This window comes from Leptospira haakeii, from assembly GCF_002812045.1.
Taxonomy (GTDB): domain Bacteria; phylum Spirochaetota; class Leptospiria; order Leptospirales; family Leptospiraceae; genus Leptospira_B; species Leptospira_B haakeii.
In genome coordinates, this window is sequence record NZ_NPEG01000002.1 from 287,232 (window position 1) to 303,310 (window position 16,079).

16 protein-coding genes and 1 pseudogene are annotated in these 16,079 nt (G+C 40.1%); 10 read left to right on the forward strand and 7 right to left on the reverse strand.

Features of this window, described 5'->3' with window-relative positions:
* Positions 1–5: 5 nt before the first annotated feature.
* Complete coding sequence (locus CH377_RS06795) at positions 6–2,087, reverse strand: adenylate/guanylate cyclase domain-containing protein (protein ID WP_100723032.1); 2,082 nt, start codon at positions 2,085–2,087, stop codon at positions 6–8.
* 105 nt (positions 2,088–2,192) lie between these two features.
* Between CH377_RS06795 and CH377_RS06800 the strand changes: the two genes are divergently transcribed.
* Entirely contained in the window at positions 2,193–3,161 is a 969-nt protein-coding gene (locus tag CH377_RS06800) for an LIC12353 family lipoprotein (RefSeq protein WP_100723033.1), read from the forward strand.
* 59 nt (positions 3,162–3,220) lie between these two features.
* On the opposite strand, the gene CH377_RS19845 is transcribed toward CH377_RS06800, so the two are convergent.
* The 6 genes and pseudogenes from CH377_RS19845 to CH377_RS06825 form a co-directional block, all read right to left on the reverse strand.
* Entirely contained in the window at positions 3,221–3,691 is a 471-nt protein-coding gene (locus tag CH377_RS19845; RefSeq protein WP_423789928.1) for a MarR family winged helix-turn-helix transcriptional regulator, read from the reverse strand.
* Between the two features lie 33 nt (positions 3,692–3,724).
* Positions 3,725–4,087, reverse strand: a pseudogene (locus CH377_RS19850) (EVE domain-containing protein); the annotation flags it as partial.
* Positions 4,084–4,509, reverse strand: a complete 426-nt coding sequence (locus CH377_RS06810; protein ID WP_100723035.1) for an SRPBCC family protein — start codon at positions 4,507–4,509, stop codon at positions 4,084–4,086. The pseudogene CH377_RS19850 and the gene CH377_RS06810, both read right to left, overlap by 4 nt.
* A 160-nt stretch (positions 4,510–4,669) precedes the next feature.
* Positions 4,670–5,590, reverse strand: a complete 921-nt coding sequence (locus CH377_RS06815; RefSeq protein ID WP_100723036.1) for an esterase/lipase family protein — start codon at positions 5,588–5,590, stop codon at positions 4,670–4,672.
* A gap of 938 nt (positions 5,591–6,528) precedes the next feature.
* Positions 6,529–8,343 carry a translational GTPase TypA gene (typA, locus tag CH377_RS06820; protein ID WP_100723037.1) on the reverse strand — a complete coding sequence of 605 codons (1,815 nt, stop codon included), beginning with the start codon at positions 8,341–8,343 and terminating at the stop codon, positions 6,529–6,531.
* 126 nt (positions 8,344–8,469) lie between these two features.
* Positions 8,470–9,327: a pirin family protein gene (locus tag CH377_RS06825; protein ID WP_100723038.1), complete on the reverse strand. Its 858-nt coding sequence runs from the start codon at positions 9,325–9,327 to the stop codon at positions 8,470–8,472.
* A gap of 177 nt (positions 9,328–9,504) precedes the next feature.
* On the opposite strand from CH377_RS06825, the gene rplU reads away from it, so the two are divergent.
* The 9 genes from rplU (at position 9,505) to CH377_RS06870 (ending at position 16,079) form a co-directional block, all read left to right on the forward strand.
* On the forward strand, positions 9,505–9,816 hold the full coding sequence (gene rplU / locus CH377_RS06830; RefSeq protein ID WP_008593635.1) for a 50S ribosomal protein L21: 312 nt from the start codon (positions 9,505–9,507) through the stop codon (positions 9,814–9,816).
* Positions 9,813–10,133: a ribosomal-processing cysteine protease Prp gene (locus tag CH377_RS06835; protein ID WP_100723039.1), complete on the forward strand. Its 321-nt coding sequence runs from the start codon at positions 9,813–9,815 to the stop codon at positions 10,131–10,133. Before rplU ends, CH377_RS06835 begins: the two co-directional genes overlap by 4 nt.
* A 2-nt stretch (positions 10,134–10,135) precedes the next feature.
* Positions 10,136–10,390: a 50S ribosomal protein L27 gene (rpmA, locus tag CH377_RS06840; protein ID WP_100723040.1), complete on the forward strand. Its 255-nt coding sequence runs from the start codon at positions 10,136–10,138 to the stop codon at positions 10,388–10,390.
* Between the two features lie 96 nt (positions 10,391–10,486).
* Positions 10,487–11,542 carry a GTPase ObgE gene (obgE, locus tag CH377_RS06845; protein WP_100723041.1) on the forward strand — a complete coding sequence of 352 codons (1,056 nt, stop codon included), beginning with the start codon at positions 10,487–10,489 and terminating at the stop codon, positions 11,540–11,542.
* A complete protein-coding gene (gene proB / locus CH377_RS06850) occupies positions 11,523–12,389 on the forward strand; it encodes a glutamate 5-kinase (RefSeq protein ID WP_207797605.1) in 867 nt (288 codons plus the stop codon). Before obgE ends, proB begins: the two co-directional genes overlap by 20 nt.
* Positions 12,386–13,648, forward strand: a complete 1,263-nt coding sequence (locus CH377_RS06855) for a glutamate-5-semialdehyde dehydrogenase (RefSeq protein ID WP_100723043.1) — start codon at positions 12,386–12,388, stop codon at positions 13,646–13,648. Before proB ends, CH377_RS06855 begins: the two co-directional genes overlap by 4 nt.
* A gap of 16 nt (positions 13,649–13,664) precedes the next feature.
* The gene (locus CH377_RS06860; RefSeq protein WP_100723044.1) at positions 13,665–14,273 is read left to right on the forward strand and encodes a nicotinate-nicotinamide nucleotide adenylyltransferase; all 609 of its coding nucleotides are present in this window, start codon (positions 13,665–13,667) and stop codon (positions 14,271–14,273) included.
* 21 nt (positions 14,274–14,294) lie between these two features.
* Entirely contained in the window at positions 14,295–14,888 is a 594-nt protein-coding gene (gene yqeK, locus CH377_RS06865; protein WP_100723045.1) for a bis(5'-nucleosyl)-tetraphosphatase (symmetrical) YqeK, read from the forward strand.
* Between the two features lie 42 nt (positions 14,889–14,930).
* Complete coding sequence (locus tag CH377_RS06870; RefSeq protein ID WP_100723046.1) at positions 14,931–16,079, forward strand: LCP family protein; 1,149 nt, start codon at positions 14,931–14,933, stop codon at positions 16,077–16,079.

Here is a 16,079-nt window from a genome sequence, read left to right on the forward strand (position 1 = left end):
TAATGTTAAGCTAGATCCGGACCGGGCTGTACTTTAATATTGGAAGCGTAAATTTGTTCAGTGCAACGTTTTAAGTATAAGTTCGCGGCCCTGTCTCCGGAGTAAATCCTCAAAGCCTCTCTAAAAGATTCTCCTGAATCTAGATATTTCCCGTAATAAAACAGCTCGACTCCCCTTTCAAAATTACTTTTGGATTTCAGGAATGCTTCTTTTTCCGTTTTAGTTAAATGATCTCCGAGTTCATAAATCGCTCTATGTTCGGCTTTTCCTCTAAACTTAAGTTTGTCCAATTTACGAAGTAAAAAAGTGTTCGGAGATTTTAATTTAGAATACGTATCTTCACTGATCAATATGCTGGAACCGTAATATTTATTCAAAGTTTCTAACTTAGAGGCAAGATGAACTGCGTCAGAGATCACTGTACTTTCCATACGATCTCCGGAGCCCACAAGTCCCATCATCAAGGAACCGGTATGTATCCCTATTCCAACGCCAATCGCACGATTTCCTTGGTCCATTCTTCTTTGGTTATAATCCAAAATACGATTTTGCATAGAGATAGCGGCATTCACTGCATCGTCGGAACTTTCGGGAAAGAGAGCCATGATTGCATCGCCGAAATACTTATCCACAAAGCCATGATTGGAATGAATAAGAGGTTCCATCTCAGAAATATAAGAATTTAATAATTCGAAACTTTCCTTAGAATCCAGGCTTTCTGAAATTTCGGTAAATGACCTAATATCCGCGAATAAGATGGTCATCTCCTTTTTGATCTGATCTCCAGGTCTCATATCCTCCAGATTTCCTTTTCCTAAAAATTCCAAAAAGCTGATAGGAACAAATCTGCTGTAAGTTTCGTTCAAACGTTGCAGGCGATCTGAAAGTTTTTCCTTCTCTCTATATAGATCCCTGTATCTGGAAGAAAGAATGAATGTCTGGGTAAGAATCGCCACAAACAATCCGATCGGAATAATAAATCTTGCGAATATGATCTGTCTAGCGGCTAGCATATCGAAGATCCCGGCCAAGATCAAAGCCAAGATCGCAAATCCGATAACAAGGGAATATTGTTCTTTGTGGATGATTGCCCTAAAAAGCACCACAATTGCAAATGCCACCCCTCCTAAAAATACATATTGAAAATAAGGGACCGGCAAAGAAGGAATCGGAAAAGGGAAAAGTGTACTTAATAAAAATGTAAATGAGATTAGATAAAATAATAACATCCATTTTCGAGGAAAATACGCCGGAAACGAATGCCTTAGAAAATGAAGTCCCAAAGGCAAAGCAGCATACATAGTCAGATATTCCAAATTCATGGATAGAGGATACTCTACCCAAGGAAAATAGAATTGGATCAGTTTTTCCTCAGTCACGAATATACGGAGGAATAAACAAAAACAGAATAATGCAAATACGAGAGGAGTTCGATCCTGTCTTCTCAGAAAGAAAAGACCAAGGTGATAGATTGTGGACATGAAAAAAAGCCCGGATAAAAAGAGATCCCAATCCCTAAGTATTAGAGTTTCTTTATAAAGTGCCGTTGCGTCTCCGAAACGGATATCGAACCAAAGTCCTGTCAACCTATGATGAAAATTAGAAATTTTGAAACTAATATCCACTTCCTTAGTGGACTCGTCCCATTCATAATAAACCGGCCTATTATCAGGAACACTTGTCTCAAAACTAGTTCCCGGTTTTCCAGAACTACCGGCAGAAACACCATTGATCAAAATTTCGAAAGCAGTTGCCTGGTGTTTGGAATAGATCGCTAATCGCCCGTGTTTCTCCGGAAGAAGTATTTTTAACTTAAGAAGTGCATAACCGGTGCCAGGCCAAACCCCAGGGATTTTTCGGAACTCTGGAGATTTTTCAATATTAGGATCAGGCTGGAATGTATTCGGGAAAAAAGACCAATCTCCCTGCAAATTAAATGTGGGAGTAGACCTATAATCCCAATGGGTTAAATCTAAAATCCCTTTTTGAGCAACTGGTGCATCCGCAGAGGAGCAAGAAACTAAGAAGATACAGAAAATTATAGAAAGTAAATATTGAAATCGGAAAGCTGTCGGCTCAGGATCCATCGTTTTTATCCGCTCATTGGTCTATGAAAACGACAACTTTGTCAAGATAATATGAATCTCCTTTTTTTTCTTTACCCTTTTCGGTAGAAAACTAACGTAATTCAAATGTTTCGAAACCGTTTCAAAATATCTGTAATTCTCTTAACCCTGTTTAGTATCCTCATAAACTGTGGAGATAGTTTAAGAGGTAAACCCACTCCGGCAATTCCAGAACTGGCAGGATTTTACGTAAATGAAAGATCCAAAGAATGGTTTGAAAACGGAAAAATCAAAATACAAACTCTTTGGATCCGACGCACCGCAAAAGGAGAGATGGAATTCAACCATCAAATATTAACAAGACTCCAATTTAGCGTGAGCGAGAACAGAGAGGAGTTAAAAGTTAAAACTGGAAAACTTCTAACTAGCGATAAGGAACTTTTATTTTTTGAAACGAATGGTAAAGAGTTCCATAGGAATTATCACGGCCAAAATTCGCCGGATCCTAAAAGTTGGGCGGTCCGTTCTTTCGGACCTTTTATGAAAGTAAAAGATTTCAACAAATTAATAGGAGAAGGAACCGGAAGATCCGCAGAACTTGCCCAAGACAAAAACTCCATCGTATTCTCTAACGGAGACGTTTATAGAAGGATAGGAAATCCGCTCTTAGGTAGAATCTCCATCAATCTAGGAAAATTTAAAAAAACCATAGATAACGAAGTTGCTGGAGTAATATTATATCCTTTAGATGCGGACGCGTTTCCTCAAACAGAAGGAAAACAAAACTTCTTCGCATTATTTTCCACAACAGATAATATAGTTGCAGGAACTCCAATCAAGATCGCTGAATTTCCTGGCCAAGTACAAGAAGTTTTCGAACATGTAGCCGTGGTAGAATTGAATAAAATGAAACCTGGGATTGTTGCACCTAGTATCCAAAAGTTCTCTTCTATAATTCTAGACGGAGTTGTGGATACTAAAACAATATCCCAAAAAGAGAGCACTGACGAACTCATCCGAAGATTAAAACAGGACCCGAATGTTTCTAAAGAGGAACTGATCCGAGAACTGGAAAAACTTAAAAACAAAGAGTAACTCACTCGCGAAGTTAATGAGCCTGAACCATTTTGGAAAGGCTCTTTGGACCTTCTCTGCTATTTCCTAGAAAGTATCTGCAGTCCAGTTACCATATCTTTTCTTTTTCCGCCTAAAATGGAAAAGAAAGCCTCATCAAAATCTTCTACCACCTTCACTGCTTGTTTTAGGACCTTCTGTCCTTCCGAAGTTGTTTTCACTAATTTTGCACGGGTATCAGTTTCATGAGAGATACGTTTTACTAACTTTTTGGACTCAAGAGTCCGAAGAACCGTAGAAGTAGTCATAGGATCCGTTTTAGCTCGATCCGCAATTTTGATCTGAGTGGTTTCCTCTTCGTGGAGTTCCAACCAATGTGTAACTGCTAAAAGAACGAATTGAGCATGGGTGAGATCCAAAGGTTCCAAAACCTTTCGGATCTCTCTCTGCCAAAGATTCGTGACCTGCCATAACAAAAATCCAGGACTATCGTCGGATTTATCGTATCTGAATATTTTGTCCTTCGACACTTCTTCCATCCTTTCCGATATTAGTTCGAAATCTTTCGAACCGATTTCCAGAAAACCAAACCGAAACGGAAAGCCCCAGGATTTTTTATTTTTGATAAAATCCAAAGATGAAACCAAAGGTAAAATATCCGCTTCCTGAGTAGGAAAATATTTAACGTTCCTTCTGAAAGGACAGAAATCTGCGCTCATTTGGAAAGGATAGATAGAATCATCCTCTATCTGCCCAAGTGAAGTGAATTTTCGATAAGGAGTTTTAGATCCGAAGTTTTCTTTAGATGAATACACCAAGACCCAATCCCCCTTTTTCATTCTTGCGAGAGGCGCTTTTTTTCCATGACAGGCTTGGACAATCCCTTGAGACGTTCCTAGGGTGGAATGCTCCTTGGAAGCGACAACGATCCAGTACTTCGAGCTCATCCGATTTCCTTCCTGACCAATTCGGAAAATTTGCGGATCTCTTCTTCCATTCCTTTTGCCTGTTCTTCTCCCAGGATTTTTTTCCAAAGAAAGCCAAGAGGCCCGGAAATACTCAACTCCACCTTGATCTCAGTTCCGTCTTGGTTCGGCTTAAAAAAATGCAAAAATTTCATTTTGGCCCCAGGAAGGTAGGTCACGTCCCCGAATACGAATGGTTTTTCGGATTCAGTGATCAAAACCTTACAGGCAAATCCTCCGCGAGGTTTCAGCACAAATTCCTTACCTACGGAAACTTCTCCTTCTATCTTAGTCCATTCTATATCAGAATCCCATTTGGACCAATTGGAAACGTCAGATCTGGCTTCCCAAAGTGATTTTGCATCTATCCCTTTTACTGTTGTATTATACTCATACTTCCACATTTTATTCCTCCAGATAATAAGCACACTTACTATCTGGATATCCTATATAATAAGTGCACATATTATGCAAGCATTTTAATAAGCATACTTACTATATCGGGAATAAAAAAAACGCCTCCAAATGGAGGCGCATCCTATTTTACGAGATCGAAACTGTCTTTTATTGATTACTTTTTGCGTTAGAAGCCATTTTTAAGTAATAACCGTTAGTATCATACCAAGCTTGTCCTAGGTATAATGCGTTAGTTGCTTCTAAGTGGTCTACACCTGTAGTTAAAACTCCATAAGAAGGACCACCTTTCCAGGTTCCCCATCTTTGAGAATCATCAGGAACTACACCGTCATTCCATACACTCATTCCATAGAAAGGTGCTCCGATGGAACAAATAGGTGCAAGAAGTCCCATTGCAGGGTGCTGGATAAGATCATTACCGATCATATAAGATCCGTAAGAGAAATACTTAACTCCAGAAGCATTCGGAACGCTTGCATTAAATGAGGTAGCACCGCTTACGGTCAGAAGTTTTAATGCAGCAACTGCATTTTGGCTAGATTGTCCGTAAACAACTCCCACCAAAGTATTCACTACTGTTCCTACATAAGGAAGTGCCCAATTCGGGATCACAGCTTCTATCACGCTCGCAACCGGACTTCCTTTGTGAGGAGTATTGATTGTGGTTAGAGTTGCTACTTTACTTGCAAAACTTAAGTTAGATACTAAGTATCTTGCGTCCAATCCACCTTGAGAATGTCCGAGGATATGGACTTTTCCGGTGTAATTATTAGCTGCCATTGCAGTTTGGATCGCAGTTTTCAACTGAGCAGCTCTCGCTGCAGAAGAGTTTGTGGCTGTTACAGTAGGAGTGAGAACAGTGGCTCCTTGGGATTGAAGATAAGCTGCGTTTCCGCCCCAATAATCAACAATACCAGTAGATTTACCCCAACCGAAAATACCATGAGTCAATACGATTGGATAAGCTCCTGCAAGAGGTTTACTTGAAGAACCTCCACCAGACGCGCTCACTGCTCCCGCTGCTAGGAATAGAACCCCAGCTACCATTAACTTTGCTCTTTTTAACATTCTCCTTAACCCTCTTCTTTTAAACTATTCTCTCTACGGATCTCACTTCCCGGGCTTTGCCTCTTTTGGAAGGAGTTCTTTTTATATATAACAAACAATCGATTTAAATATTTAATTTCGAACGTTCGCTATTTGAACCTTTGTACACCTCTTCTGTGTCTCCGGCCCACAAAGGGAATTATAGAACAGTGTTAAATTGTCAATTGAGAAAATAAGAGAATTATAAGTGTAAGTGAAAAAATAATCTTAAATCGATCGTTCAATCAAAAATAAAGATAGAGAATATTCTAAAATTATAATATGTTTTATACCATTTGGTGTAGAGATAATTCTGTAGCGATTGATACAGTGCTTAATTTTATTTAGAACACATATTTTCAATTTTATCAAATAGCGATACTGAATCAGTGCATCCCCAAGAACAAGAGCAGCCACCTTTGCTCCAGATACTAAGTTTTATGCTACAGAAGCAACCGTACTCGCAACTTGCAGGGCGATTTGAAAGTTTTATGACCGGAATTTCATTCTTCAAAAAAACAACGAATTCTCTATTGGAAGCTGATGACCAGAAGACCGGAATGGGACCGAAAACGAATCCGTTTGTATCGTTAGAATAAGCCTTATGATAATGTAAGGTACAAGTTCCCTTGGTCTCAATTCGTAAAGGTGGATAAACAGTTAAAGACTTTTGGTAGGAGTATATTTCATCAGCCTCTATCCGATGTTCTATATAACCGTTTTTTACAGAAGATACCATTAGTCCAAAGCAGTTTGACATTGGAATTATTATGAAAAAGACAGTAATCCGATTCCAAAAGAATATTTTCATACTAAAACCTTAAAACCCACTCTTACATAAATCCTTTGAAATCACAAGGAAGGACAAAAAAAGGCCCGCCTAAGCGAGCCTTCTTCTTTAAATGACTTTCGAAAATCGATTATTTGGCAGCGCGCTTTCTTGCGTTTGCATCCAAATGTCTTTTACGAAGACGCATACTTTGAGGAGTTACTTCCAAAAGTTCATCATCGTCCAAGAATTCAATATTCTGCTCTAAGCTGAACTTACGAGGAGGGACAAGTCTAATCGCCTCGTCTGCTCCAGAAGATCTTACGTTAGTAAGCTTTTTCTCTTTTACAGGGTTCACTTCCAAGTCATTGTCTCTGGAGTGGATACCTATGATCATACCTGGATATACAGCAGTTTGAGGATCGATTAATAACTCTCCCCTCTCCTGGATTTTCCAAAGTGCGTATCCTGTGGTCTCTCCTGAGTCCATGGAGATGAGTGCGCCGTTCTTTCTTCCAGGAATTTCTCCCTTATAGGCGTCGAATCTCAAGAATCGGCTGGATGCGACTCCCTCACCTTTGGTCTCAGTTACGAAGTAACCTCTGAATCCGATGATACCTCTGGTTGGGATTACGAATTCTACTCTGGTCATTCCGGATGGATGAGCATCCATTAACTGAAGCTCTCCTTTTCTACGGTTTAACTCTGAAATAATACTTCCTGTGAATTGGTCTGGTAGATCCATTACAAGATACTCATAAGGCTCCAGTTTTTCTCCGTTTTCTCCCTTCTTGATGATCACCTCAGGGCGGGAAACTTGTAGTTCGAAACCTTCTCTTCTCATGGTTTCAATAAGTACGGAAAGATGTAATTCTCCTCGGCCTAAAACCTTGAAGCGGTCTTTATCTTCTGTTTCTTCCAAACGCATCGCGACATTGGTTTCTAATTCTCTGTCTAAACGTTCGCGAATATTTCTGGTAGTTACAAACTTACCTTCCTTACTCGCAAATGGAGAATTGTTTACCATAAAATACATGGAAACGGTCGGCTCTTCTACCTCGATCGCAGGCATTGGTGCCGGTTTTCCAGGTTCACAAACCGTATCTCCGATAAATACATCAGGCAATCCGGCGATAGAAACGATATCTCCTGCTTCTGCTTCTTCGATCTCGTTTCTTTTGAGCCCTTCGAAATTATAAAGTTTAGTAATTTTTAAAACTTGGGTTTCGTCCCTACCGTTCGCTTTAGGGGAAAGTTGAACTACACTCATTCCTCTTTGCAGTTTTCCGTTATAGATCTTACCGATCGCAATACGACCTACGTAATCATTATAATCCAAAGAAGTAACTTGGAATTGTAGAGGAGCCTCTATATTCGCTTTTACAGGAGGCACATGAGAAAGTACAGTATCAAGTAATGCATCCAAATTCGTGCTAGGAGCATCTTCTAATTTGCTGACTGCCCAACCTTGTTTTGCAGAAGCGTATACAATTGGAAAATCCAATTGTTCGTTTGTTGCTCCCAAATCGCTGAACAAGTCGAAAACCATATCGACTACAGCGTCAGGGCGAGCTCCATCACGGTCGATTTTGTTGATAACTAGGATAGGTCTATGTCCTAATTGTAAGGACTTTCCGAGTACGAATCTGGTTTGAGGCATGGGCCCATCGAATGCGTCTACAAGAAGAAGACAGGAATCCGCTGTGGAAAGTACTCGTTCCACCTCTCCTCCAAAGTCCGCGTGACCAGGAGTATCTACTACGTTGATACGTGTGCCTTTATAAACAACTGCAGTGTTTTTGGCTTTGATCGTGATCCCTTTTTCTTTTTCGAGATCATTACTATCCATGATCCTTTCCCCGTCTTCCTTGGCAGTAACTGCTCCGGTTTGGCGTAAAATACCGTCTAGAAGGGTTGTTTTACCGTGGTCAACGTGTGCGATAATGGCGATATTGCGGATTTCCATGTTATGACCAAAATTTACGTAAGGGCCAGGGTGACAAGGTGGAATTTTAGGAAATTCTTTTCAATAGGATGAAAAAGAACGCATCCAATCGCTATTAATAACCGGTTTTAAACGATCTTAGGATTCTTAATGTTCGGGCAATGGGATCCTTTCAGTCTCTCCAGGCACATGAGCAAATCGATCTTCTTTCCAATCCACTTTTGCCTGTTCTATCCTCTCTAAAGAGCTAGATACAAAGTTCCAATACATATGCCTTGGAGTAGAAAGTGGAACCCCGCCTAGGAGTACAATTCGAGAGGTTTCTTCAGCTCTGAATTTTACAGCCCCACCTTTTGGATAGATAGCCATGTCCCCGACTGAAACAATCTTACCTTCTGCGTCAGCCTTACCCCTGGCTACATAAATGCCTGCTTCTTGTTCGGATGGAACTGGCAATTCTACTTCTGCACCAGCCTCAACTTCTAGATCCGCGTAGAATAAAGGAGAATATACTTTAACCGGAGAAACTTCTCCCATGAAGGAACCGGCGATCAACCTGAGTTCCCAGCCTCCTCCACTAACTGTAGGCAATTCTTCTCTTTCATGATGGAAAAATTCAGGAGAAGTCTCTTCAAATTCTTTAGGAAGAGCCACCCAGGTTTGGATACCTTCCAAAATATTAAATTCGGGATCTAATTTGGATCTTTCGCTATGTACGATTCCGGATCCAGCAGTCATCCAGTTCACTTCAAAGGGACGGATATCTTCTACCTTTCCGATACTATCTCTATGAGTGATCACTCCATCGTATAAATAAGTGACTGTCGCAAGACCAATATGAGGATGAGGGCGAACTACAATTTCAGTTCCTGTCTTAATGGGAAGCGGACCCATATGATCCAGAAAAACAAAAGGTCCCACATTTCTGGCTTCGATCTGTGGAAGTACCCTTCTTACAAAAAAACCGTCTCCCAAATCTTTTTTCTTAGCGATAAGATATCTCATAATAATATAGACTATTAGATCTGATTCCCAGAAATCTAAGCAAGATTTAAAACCCGAATAACGGAACTGCTTTAGCGAAAGACAATCTTCTTCCTTGGAAATCGTACCCCAAAACCCTTGACACCGGCTCGGACCGGTCAAAACTGGTCAAAACTCGAGAAAACTAGGCCAGTAATCATGTTCGCGATCATCTCTGTCGGCAACCGACAATTCAAAGTCACTCAGGATCTTGAATTCCTGACTGAAAAAACCGGTAAAAATGCTGGTGATACCTTCGATGCTAAGGTTCTACTATTCGCTGAAAATAATAAGGTCCATATCGGATCCCCGGAACTTAAATCCGCTAAAGTCTCCCTGAAAGTATTGGAAGACGTTAAAGGAGAAAAAGTAAGAGGATACGTTTACAAAAAACGTAAAAACTCTCAAAGAACTTGGGGCCATAGACAACAACTGCAAAAAGTTAAGGTAGTTTCTCTTTCGGCAGTTTGATCCGGATTAAGATACTCCGAAAGGGAGAAGAAATCCTAGGTTTGGAATCTTCCGGGCATGCTTCTAAGATGCACGGATCCAAAGGACAAAATCTTCTCTGCGCCGCTGTCGGAGTACTCATCCAAACTCTTTACTTGCACTTGAGCAAGGAAGGTTTGGCAGAAGAAGCGGTGATCGGAGACGGACTCTTGGACTTCAAGATCGTCTCCGGAAAAAAGACTGATCCGATTGTTCATACGAGTTTCGATCTCGTAAAAAGTGGATTGGTCAACTTGAAGGAACAATATCCTTCTGAAATTGAACTCATAGGAGAATAAACATGGCACATAAGAAAGGTGGCGGTTCATCCAAAAACGGACGCGATTCCCAATCCAAACGTCTTGGTGTAAAACGTTTCGGTGGAGAACTTGTTCTTGCAGGTAATATTCTCGTTCGCCAAAGAGGAACTAGATTAAACCCAGGAAAGAATGTAGGTGTAGGTAAAGATCATACACTTTACTCTCTAGTCGAAGGTCACGTAAAATTTGAACAAGTTTCTAAAACTAAAGTTCAAGTTTCCGTTTACCCGAAATAAGCATTAGATCTCAGATTTAGTGCGTGGAAAAAGAAAGGCCTTCCGGGGATTTTTTCCTCGAGCCTTTCTTTTTTTATTTTAGGGCCTTAGATTCACATGGAAAAATTTTTAGATGAAGTACTGATCGAAGTTACCGCCGGGCATGGTGGAGCCGGATCCATGCATTTCAGAAGAGAGAAGTATGTGGAATTCGGAGGACCTGATGGTGGTGACGGAGGAATTGGCGGCAATATTATTATCCGCGCCAACCTTTCCATGGTTACCCTAGATCGTTATCTTACTAAAAGAAGATTTAGAGCCCAGGATGGATTTCCTGGAGAAGGTAACGAAAGATCCGGTAAAAAAGGAGAAGATCTAATTCTTTTTGTTCCTCTTGGAACCCAGGTCTTCGACGAAGAAAGTGGAGAACTACTTTACGATTTCGTTAAGGATGACGGTGAATTCCAAGTTGTCAAGGGAGGAAGAGGAGGAAAAGGGAATACCCATTTCAAATCTTCTACTCACCAAACCCCTAAATTTTCTCAACCTGGAGAAGATGGAGAATATAAACATCTACGCCTGAGCCTAAAACTTTTGGCAGATGTTGGGATTGTAGGACTTCCTAATGCAGGAAAGTCCACCCTACTTTCTAAAATTACGGAAGCACACCCTAAGATTGCTGGCTACGCGTTCACTACTCTTTCCCCTAACCTAGGCGTGGTTAAAAGAAAGGGAGATATTTACCGTTATACTTTAGCGGATATTCCTGGGATTGTAGAAGGTGCAAGTAAAGGAATAGGCCTAGGACTTTCCTTTTTAAGACATATAGAAAGAGTAAAAGGTATATTATACGTTTTTGATGCAGCTGCTCTGGACATTAAGGAGGATTTCAAAATGCTTCAATCAGAATTGAGATCTTATAATCCGGAACTTCTGAACCGACCGCATTTGATCGTTTTAAATAAAATAGATATCTGGGAAGACCAGAGTTTTACGGAAGAATTACTTAAATCTATTTCTTCTTTGGGAAGGGTGATCCCCATTTCAGCCCAGGAAGAGATCAATTTAGAAGAATTACTTTCCGTAATGGATTCCACTTTCTTCCAAAAAGAACTGGAAGAATTACATTTTAACGAAGAAGAACACCGGGAAAATTCAGATGAATCGAAATGATCTGAACGAGAGAATTAAAACATCCAATAAAATAGTAATTAAGATAGGTTCCGCAAGACTTTCAGGCTCAGAAGAGGAAGTGAATGATTTCCTTTTCAGTCTGGTTTCGGACATACGACATTTAAGGGATCTTGGAAAACAAGTGATCTTAGTTTCCTCTGGAGCAATCGCAAGAGGAAGAAAACTTTTATCCTCACTTTCCAACCCGACAGAGGCCGGAGAATCTCTCCCCGAAAAGCAAGCTCTGGCAGCCATGGGCCAAAATCGCCTGGTGAACTTATACGATAGTTTTTTTTCCAAGGTAAATCTTCCGATCGCTCAGATACTTTTCGGAGTTCTGGACATGGAAAATCCGGAAGGATTTAAAAATCTGAAAAATACCTTCGGACAACTTTTGGATTGGGGCATTCTGCCCATAGTAAACGAGAACGACTCAGTCGCCACAGAAGAAGTAAAATTCGGAGATAACGACGTTCTTTCCGCGATCGTAAGTCTAATCGTAGAAGCGGATCTTCTGATCATACTCACAGGTGTAGAAGGTTTTCTAAAAGACGGAAAAGTATTACCTTTCTTGGAAGAAGTAGGAAAATCCGAACTTTCTCAAGCGGGAGGCCCAAGCGGCCCAGGCACCGGGGGAATGTATACAAAACTCAAGGCGGCTTCTATTTCCAGTGAGGCAGGAATTCCTTGCGGGATCATAGACGGGAATCTTAAAAATTGCGTGCGTGAGTTTATAGAAAAGAATACTCTAGGGACATTGGTTGTCTCTAACGGTAAGAAGAAAAACTTTACGGAGGAGGAAATTAAGTCCATTCTCCGAGCCAAACGTAACGGAGGTCAGGAATGATCCAAAGATCAGCAGAATCCATCTATGTGGACGAACTTTGTAAATCCGCGAAAGATGCTTATAGACAAATTCGATCGATCAATACATCCCAAAAGAATAAAGTTTTGGAAAAGCTCAGCCAAGCATTGGTCTCCAGAAAATCCGAAATCCTAAAAGAGAATATTAAGGATCTTGAAGCAGGAAAATCAAAAGGATTATCCTCTGCACTTTTGGACAGATTGACTCTGGATGAAAAAAGGATCCAAAGTCTAGCTAACGCAGTTTTAGAAATTAAGGCTCTTCCTGATCCTGTCGGCGAAACCGTAAGAGGGACTACTCTTCCGAATGGTGTGCGTTTAAATACAAAAAGAGTTCCATTGGGCGTAGTGATGGTGATCTACGAATCCAGACCGAATGTTACCATTGATGTGGGAGCTCTATCTTTCAAATCGGGAAACGCATGTATTTTGAGAGGCGGTTCCGAAGCAATTCACTCCAACACAATACTTGCTAAAATTTTCCAAGACTGTTTAAAAGAAGAAGGCCTGTCTCCGAATGCTGTCACCTTCGTAGATAGAACGGAAAGAGAATATATGATTCCTTTCTTAAAACAAACTTCTTATATTGATATAGTAGTTCCTAGAGGCGGAGAAGGTCTTATCCGTTTTGTTTCTGAAAATTCTCTTATCCCTGTGGTGAAACATGATAAGGGAGTAGTGAATCTTTATATAGATAAATCGGCAGATCCTAAAAAAGTTTTACCTATCGCGATAAATTCCAAGGTTCAAAGACCTGGGGTTTGTAATGCTGCAGAAAACTTAATTATACATTCCGAATATCCTTATATTAAAGAATTATTAGAAGGACTTGCATCTAAAGGAGTTCAACTTCTTTTAGATCCAAGATCTCTTGCAATTTTTCCTCAAGGCCAAGCTGTTAAAGAAGAAGATTACTTAGAAGAATTTTTAGATCTAAGATTTTCCGTCAAAACTGTGGATAAGATAGAAGATGCGATCGAATTCATTGAGGCAACTAGCTCAGGTCATACCGAAGCAATCGTAACTGAAGATGTAAGTGCTGCGAATTTTTTCAGTCGTTCCTTGGATTCAGCTGCTATCTTTGTAAATATCTCTACTCGTTTTCATGATGGAGGAGAATTCGGACTCGGAGCAGAAGTCGGAATTTCCACAGGGAAACTACATGTAAGAGGTCCTATGGGACTTGTACATCTTACTACTACCACTACTTACGCGGAAGGAGAAGGACAGGTCCGAGGATAAGGGACCTTCTACTTACATGAACTCTTCCGGGCTGGTCGGAGTTTTTGGCGGGAGTTTTGATCCTCCTCATCTAGGTCATGCAGAAGTCGCATCCAGTTTCTGGGAGAATTTTCCGAACGCAAAGGAACTTTTGATTGTTCCAAATCATACATCTCCTTGGAAACAGAATAAAAAAACTCCTCCAGAACTGATCCTAAATCTTGTTCAAACTCAGTTCCAAAACTTTCCGAATACAAAAGTTTGGGACTGGGAAATCAAAAGAGAAACTCCCAGTTACACCGAAGAAACCATTTTAGAACTTCTGAATATAAAACCCGGTGCCGGGCTCGCACTTCTAATCGGAGAAGATAATTATTCGGAATTCCATAAGTGGAAAAACTGGGAGAATATTTTGGACAAGATCCATTCTCTTTTGGTGTTCAGAAGATTTTCAGAATCCATTCCTCAAAATGAAAACCTGCAAAAATTCCAAAATAAAATCGTATTTTTACAAAATCAGATCATACAAGCTGCTTCCATAGATTTAAGGGAAGAACTTCCTAAATGTATTTTGGATAATAGGAAACCGATTGCATTGTCTGATGAAGTGTGGAATACCATACTTAAAAATAAATCTTACATTTAAACGACCAATCATTACTTATCAATGCTTCCGAATACTACTCTCGAACAGATAACTTATTTTACTGATATTGTTCCCAAGGAAATTACTAAGACCCGTTGGGAACATAGTCTTCGGGTAGCCGAGATTGCACAAGAACTGGCAAACATCTACTCTCCTAATGAAACAAAGGAGGCGTATTTAGCGGGTGTGGTTCACGATATCACAAAACAAAAACCCAAAGAATTCCATTTGGAACTTTTCGCTAAACTAGGAGACTCTGAATCCCCTAAACTTCCGGAAGCAGCCTGGCATTCTAGATCCGCCGTTTATTATCTGGAAACAGAATATGGTTTAAAAACAAGATCAGTTTTAGATGCAGTGAAACACCATACACTTGGTGGAGATGACCTGAAAATTTTGGATTATATCTTATATGCCGCCGACTTTTTAGGTTCCGAGTTTGCGGAAAGACAAAAGGAATATTCGGAATGGAGAAACAAGGCCAAAGAAAATCTATACAATGCCGTTTTGAATAAGGCGATCCATACTATGCAAGACCTTTTGGATCATAAAAGAGAAATCCATAAAAGAACCATCTCCATGTATCATTTCGCCTTGGGAAAATTATCCAATTGACAGGGTTATTTTTTCTTTCTGAATGGAATCCGAGGCTTTGATTTGAGTCCTAACAAACCGATTCGACCTTTTAATCTTATTCCATTATGGATCGCCGCAGGCTTTCTATTTTTGGCGTTATTGTTTTTTCTATTTCGTAATTTCAGAAGAACAGGTCTGGACGAGAAGATCAGCTCAGGCAAACCGATCCATATACTTTTCCATGCAGTAGGAAATGACGACATATATGAATTCGGATTTTTAGCCACTATCTTCCCTTCCCAAGAAAGAGTCGGCTTATTCTTCTTTCACCCGATCACTACATTCGAAGATCCGGAAGATAGTTTAGAACAAATCAAATCTAAGGCTACATCCGCAGTTAAAGATGCAGTCCAAGATATCTTAGGCTCTAAGCCAAATTATACGATAAAGATCAATGCTTCAGCATTTATTAAGATAGTAGATATTTTAGGCGGAGTGAATTTATACACCGATAATCGCACTAACAGAATTTCTCCTTCTTATGTGAGAGAACCTGGTTTATATTCTTATTCAGGAGAAGATGCGTATGATTACGTTTCTTATATGGATAAAAAGGAAACCTTGGATTATTTGGATCGTATCAGCAGACAAGAAAGCGCGGTCTTATCCGTTTACGAAACCTTATACGAAAACAAAGAACTTCTAAATTCGTTTTGGTCAGAGATGGTTTTCAGTCTGGTGGATTCTGATTTTTCAAAAGAGGATTTTTACACTCTTCTAAAATTCGCGACTTCTCATAGACTTGCATTTGGGATTACTGAACTTCCTGGAGAGCCTGCATTAGATCCGAAAACTAGACGTCTATTCTTAACTGCGGATCCTGCGAGAGTTTCCGTAGCCATCCGAAAATTTCATAAAGATGTATCTGCGGAAATTTTTACGGACGGGGAATATGCCAGAACGGAAGTATTAAATGGAACGGATGTTGCTGGTCTCGCAAAAGATGTTAGAACCACTTTAGCAGACAAACGTATCAAGGTCCTCTCAGTAGACAATGCTTGGACAAAAGATATCAAAAAAACTGTTATCTTGGATAGATCCGGAAATACCGCTGTGGCAGACAAAATTTCCTCCATATTAGAAAAAACGAAAGTATATCACGTATTAAGAAAGGATCTAGGGCTCGATTCTACAGTTCTCCTTGGATCCGATATAGAGCCTAAAAAATAA

Bases quoted from the DNA above. Each gene is read 5' to 3' on its own strand.
- CH377_RS06855 (WP_100723043.1), top strand. From the start codon at position 12,386: ATGATCCAAAGATCAGCAGAATCCATCTATGTGGACGAACTTTGTAAA.
- CH377_RS06800 (WP_100723033.1), top strand. From the start codon at position 2,193: ATGTTTCGAAACCGTTTCAAAATATCTGTAATTCTCTTAACCCTGTTT.
- typA (WP_100723037.1), bottom strand. From the start codon at position 8,343: ATGGAAATCCGCAATATCGCCATTATCGCACACGTTGACCACGGTAAA.
- obgE (WP_100723041.1), top strand. From the start codon at position 10,487: ATGGAAAAATTTTTAGATGAAGTACTGATCGAAGTTACCGCCGGGCAT.
- yqeK (WP_100723045.1), top strand. From the start codon at position 14,295: ATGCTTCCGAATACTACTCTCGAACAGATAACTTATTTTACTGATATT.
- CH377_RS06810 (WP_100723035.1), bottom strand. From the start codon at position 4,509: ATGTGGAAGTATGAGTATAATACAACAGTAAAAGGGATAGATGCAAAA.
- CH377_RS06860 (WP_100723044.1), top strand. From the start codon at position 13,665: ATGAACTCTTCCGGGCTGGTCGGAGTTTTTGGCGGGAGTTTTGATCCT.
- rplU (WP_008593635.1), top strand. From the start codon at position 9,505: ATGTTCGCGATCATCTCTGTCGGCAACCGACAATTCAAAGTCACTCAG.
- CH377_RS06825 (WP_100723038.1), bottom strand. From the start codon at position 9,327: ATGAGATATCTTATCGCTAAGAAAAAAGATTTGGGAGACGGTTTTTTT.
- CH377_RS06795 (WP_100723032.1), bottom strand. From the start codon at position 2,087: ATGGATCCTGAGCCGACAGCTTTCCGATTTCAATATTTACTTTCTATA.
- rpmA (WP_100723040.1), top strand. From the start codon at position 10,136: ATGGCACATAAGAAAGGTGGCGGTTCATCCAAAAACGGACGCGATTCC.
- CH377_RS06815 (WP_100723036.1), bottom strand. From the start codon at position 5,590: ATGTTAAAAAGAGCAAAGTTAATGGTAGCTGGGGTTCTATTCCTAGCA.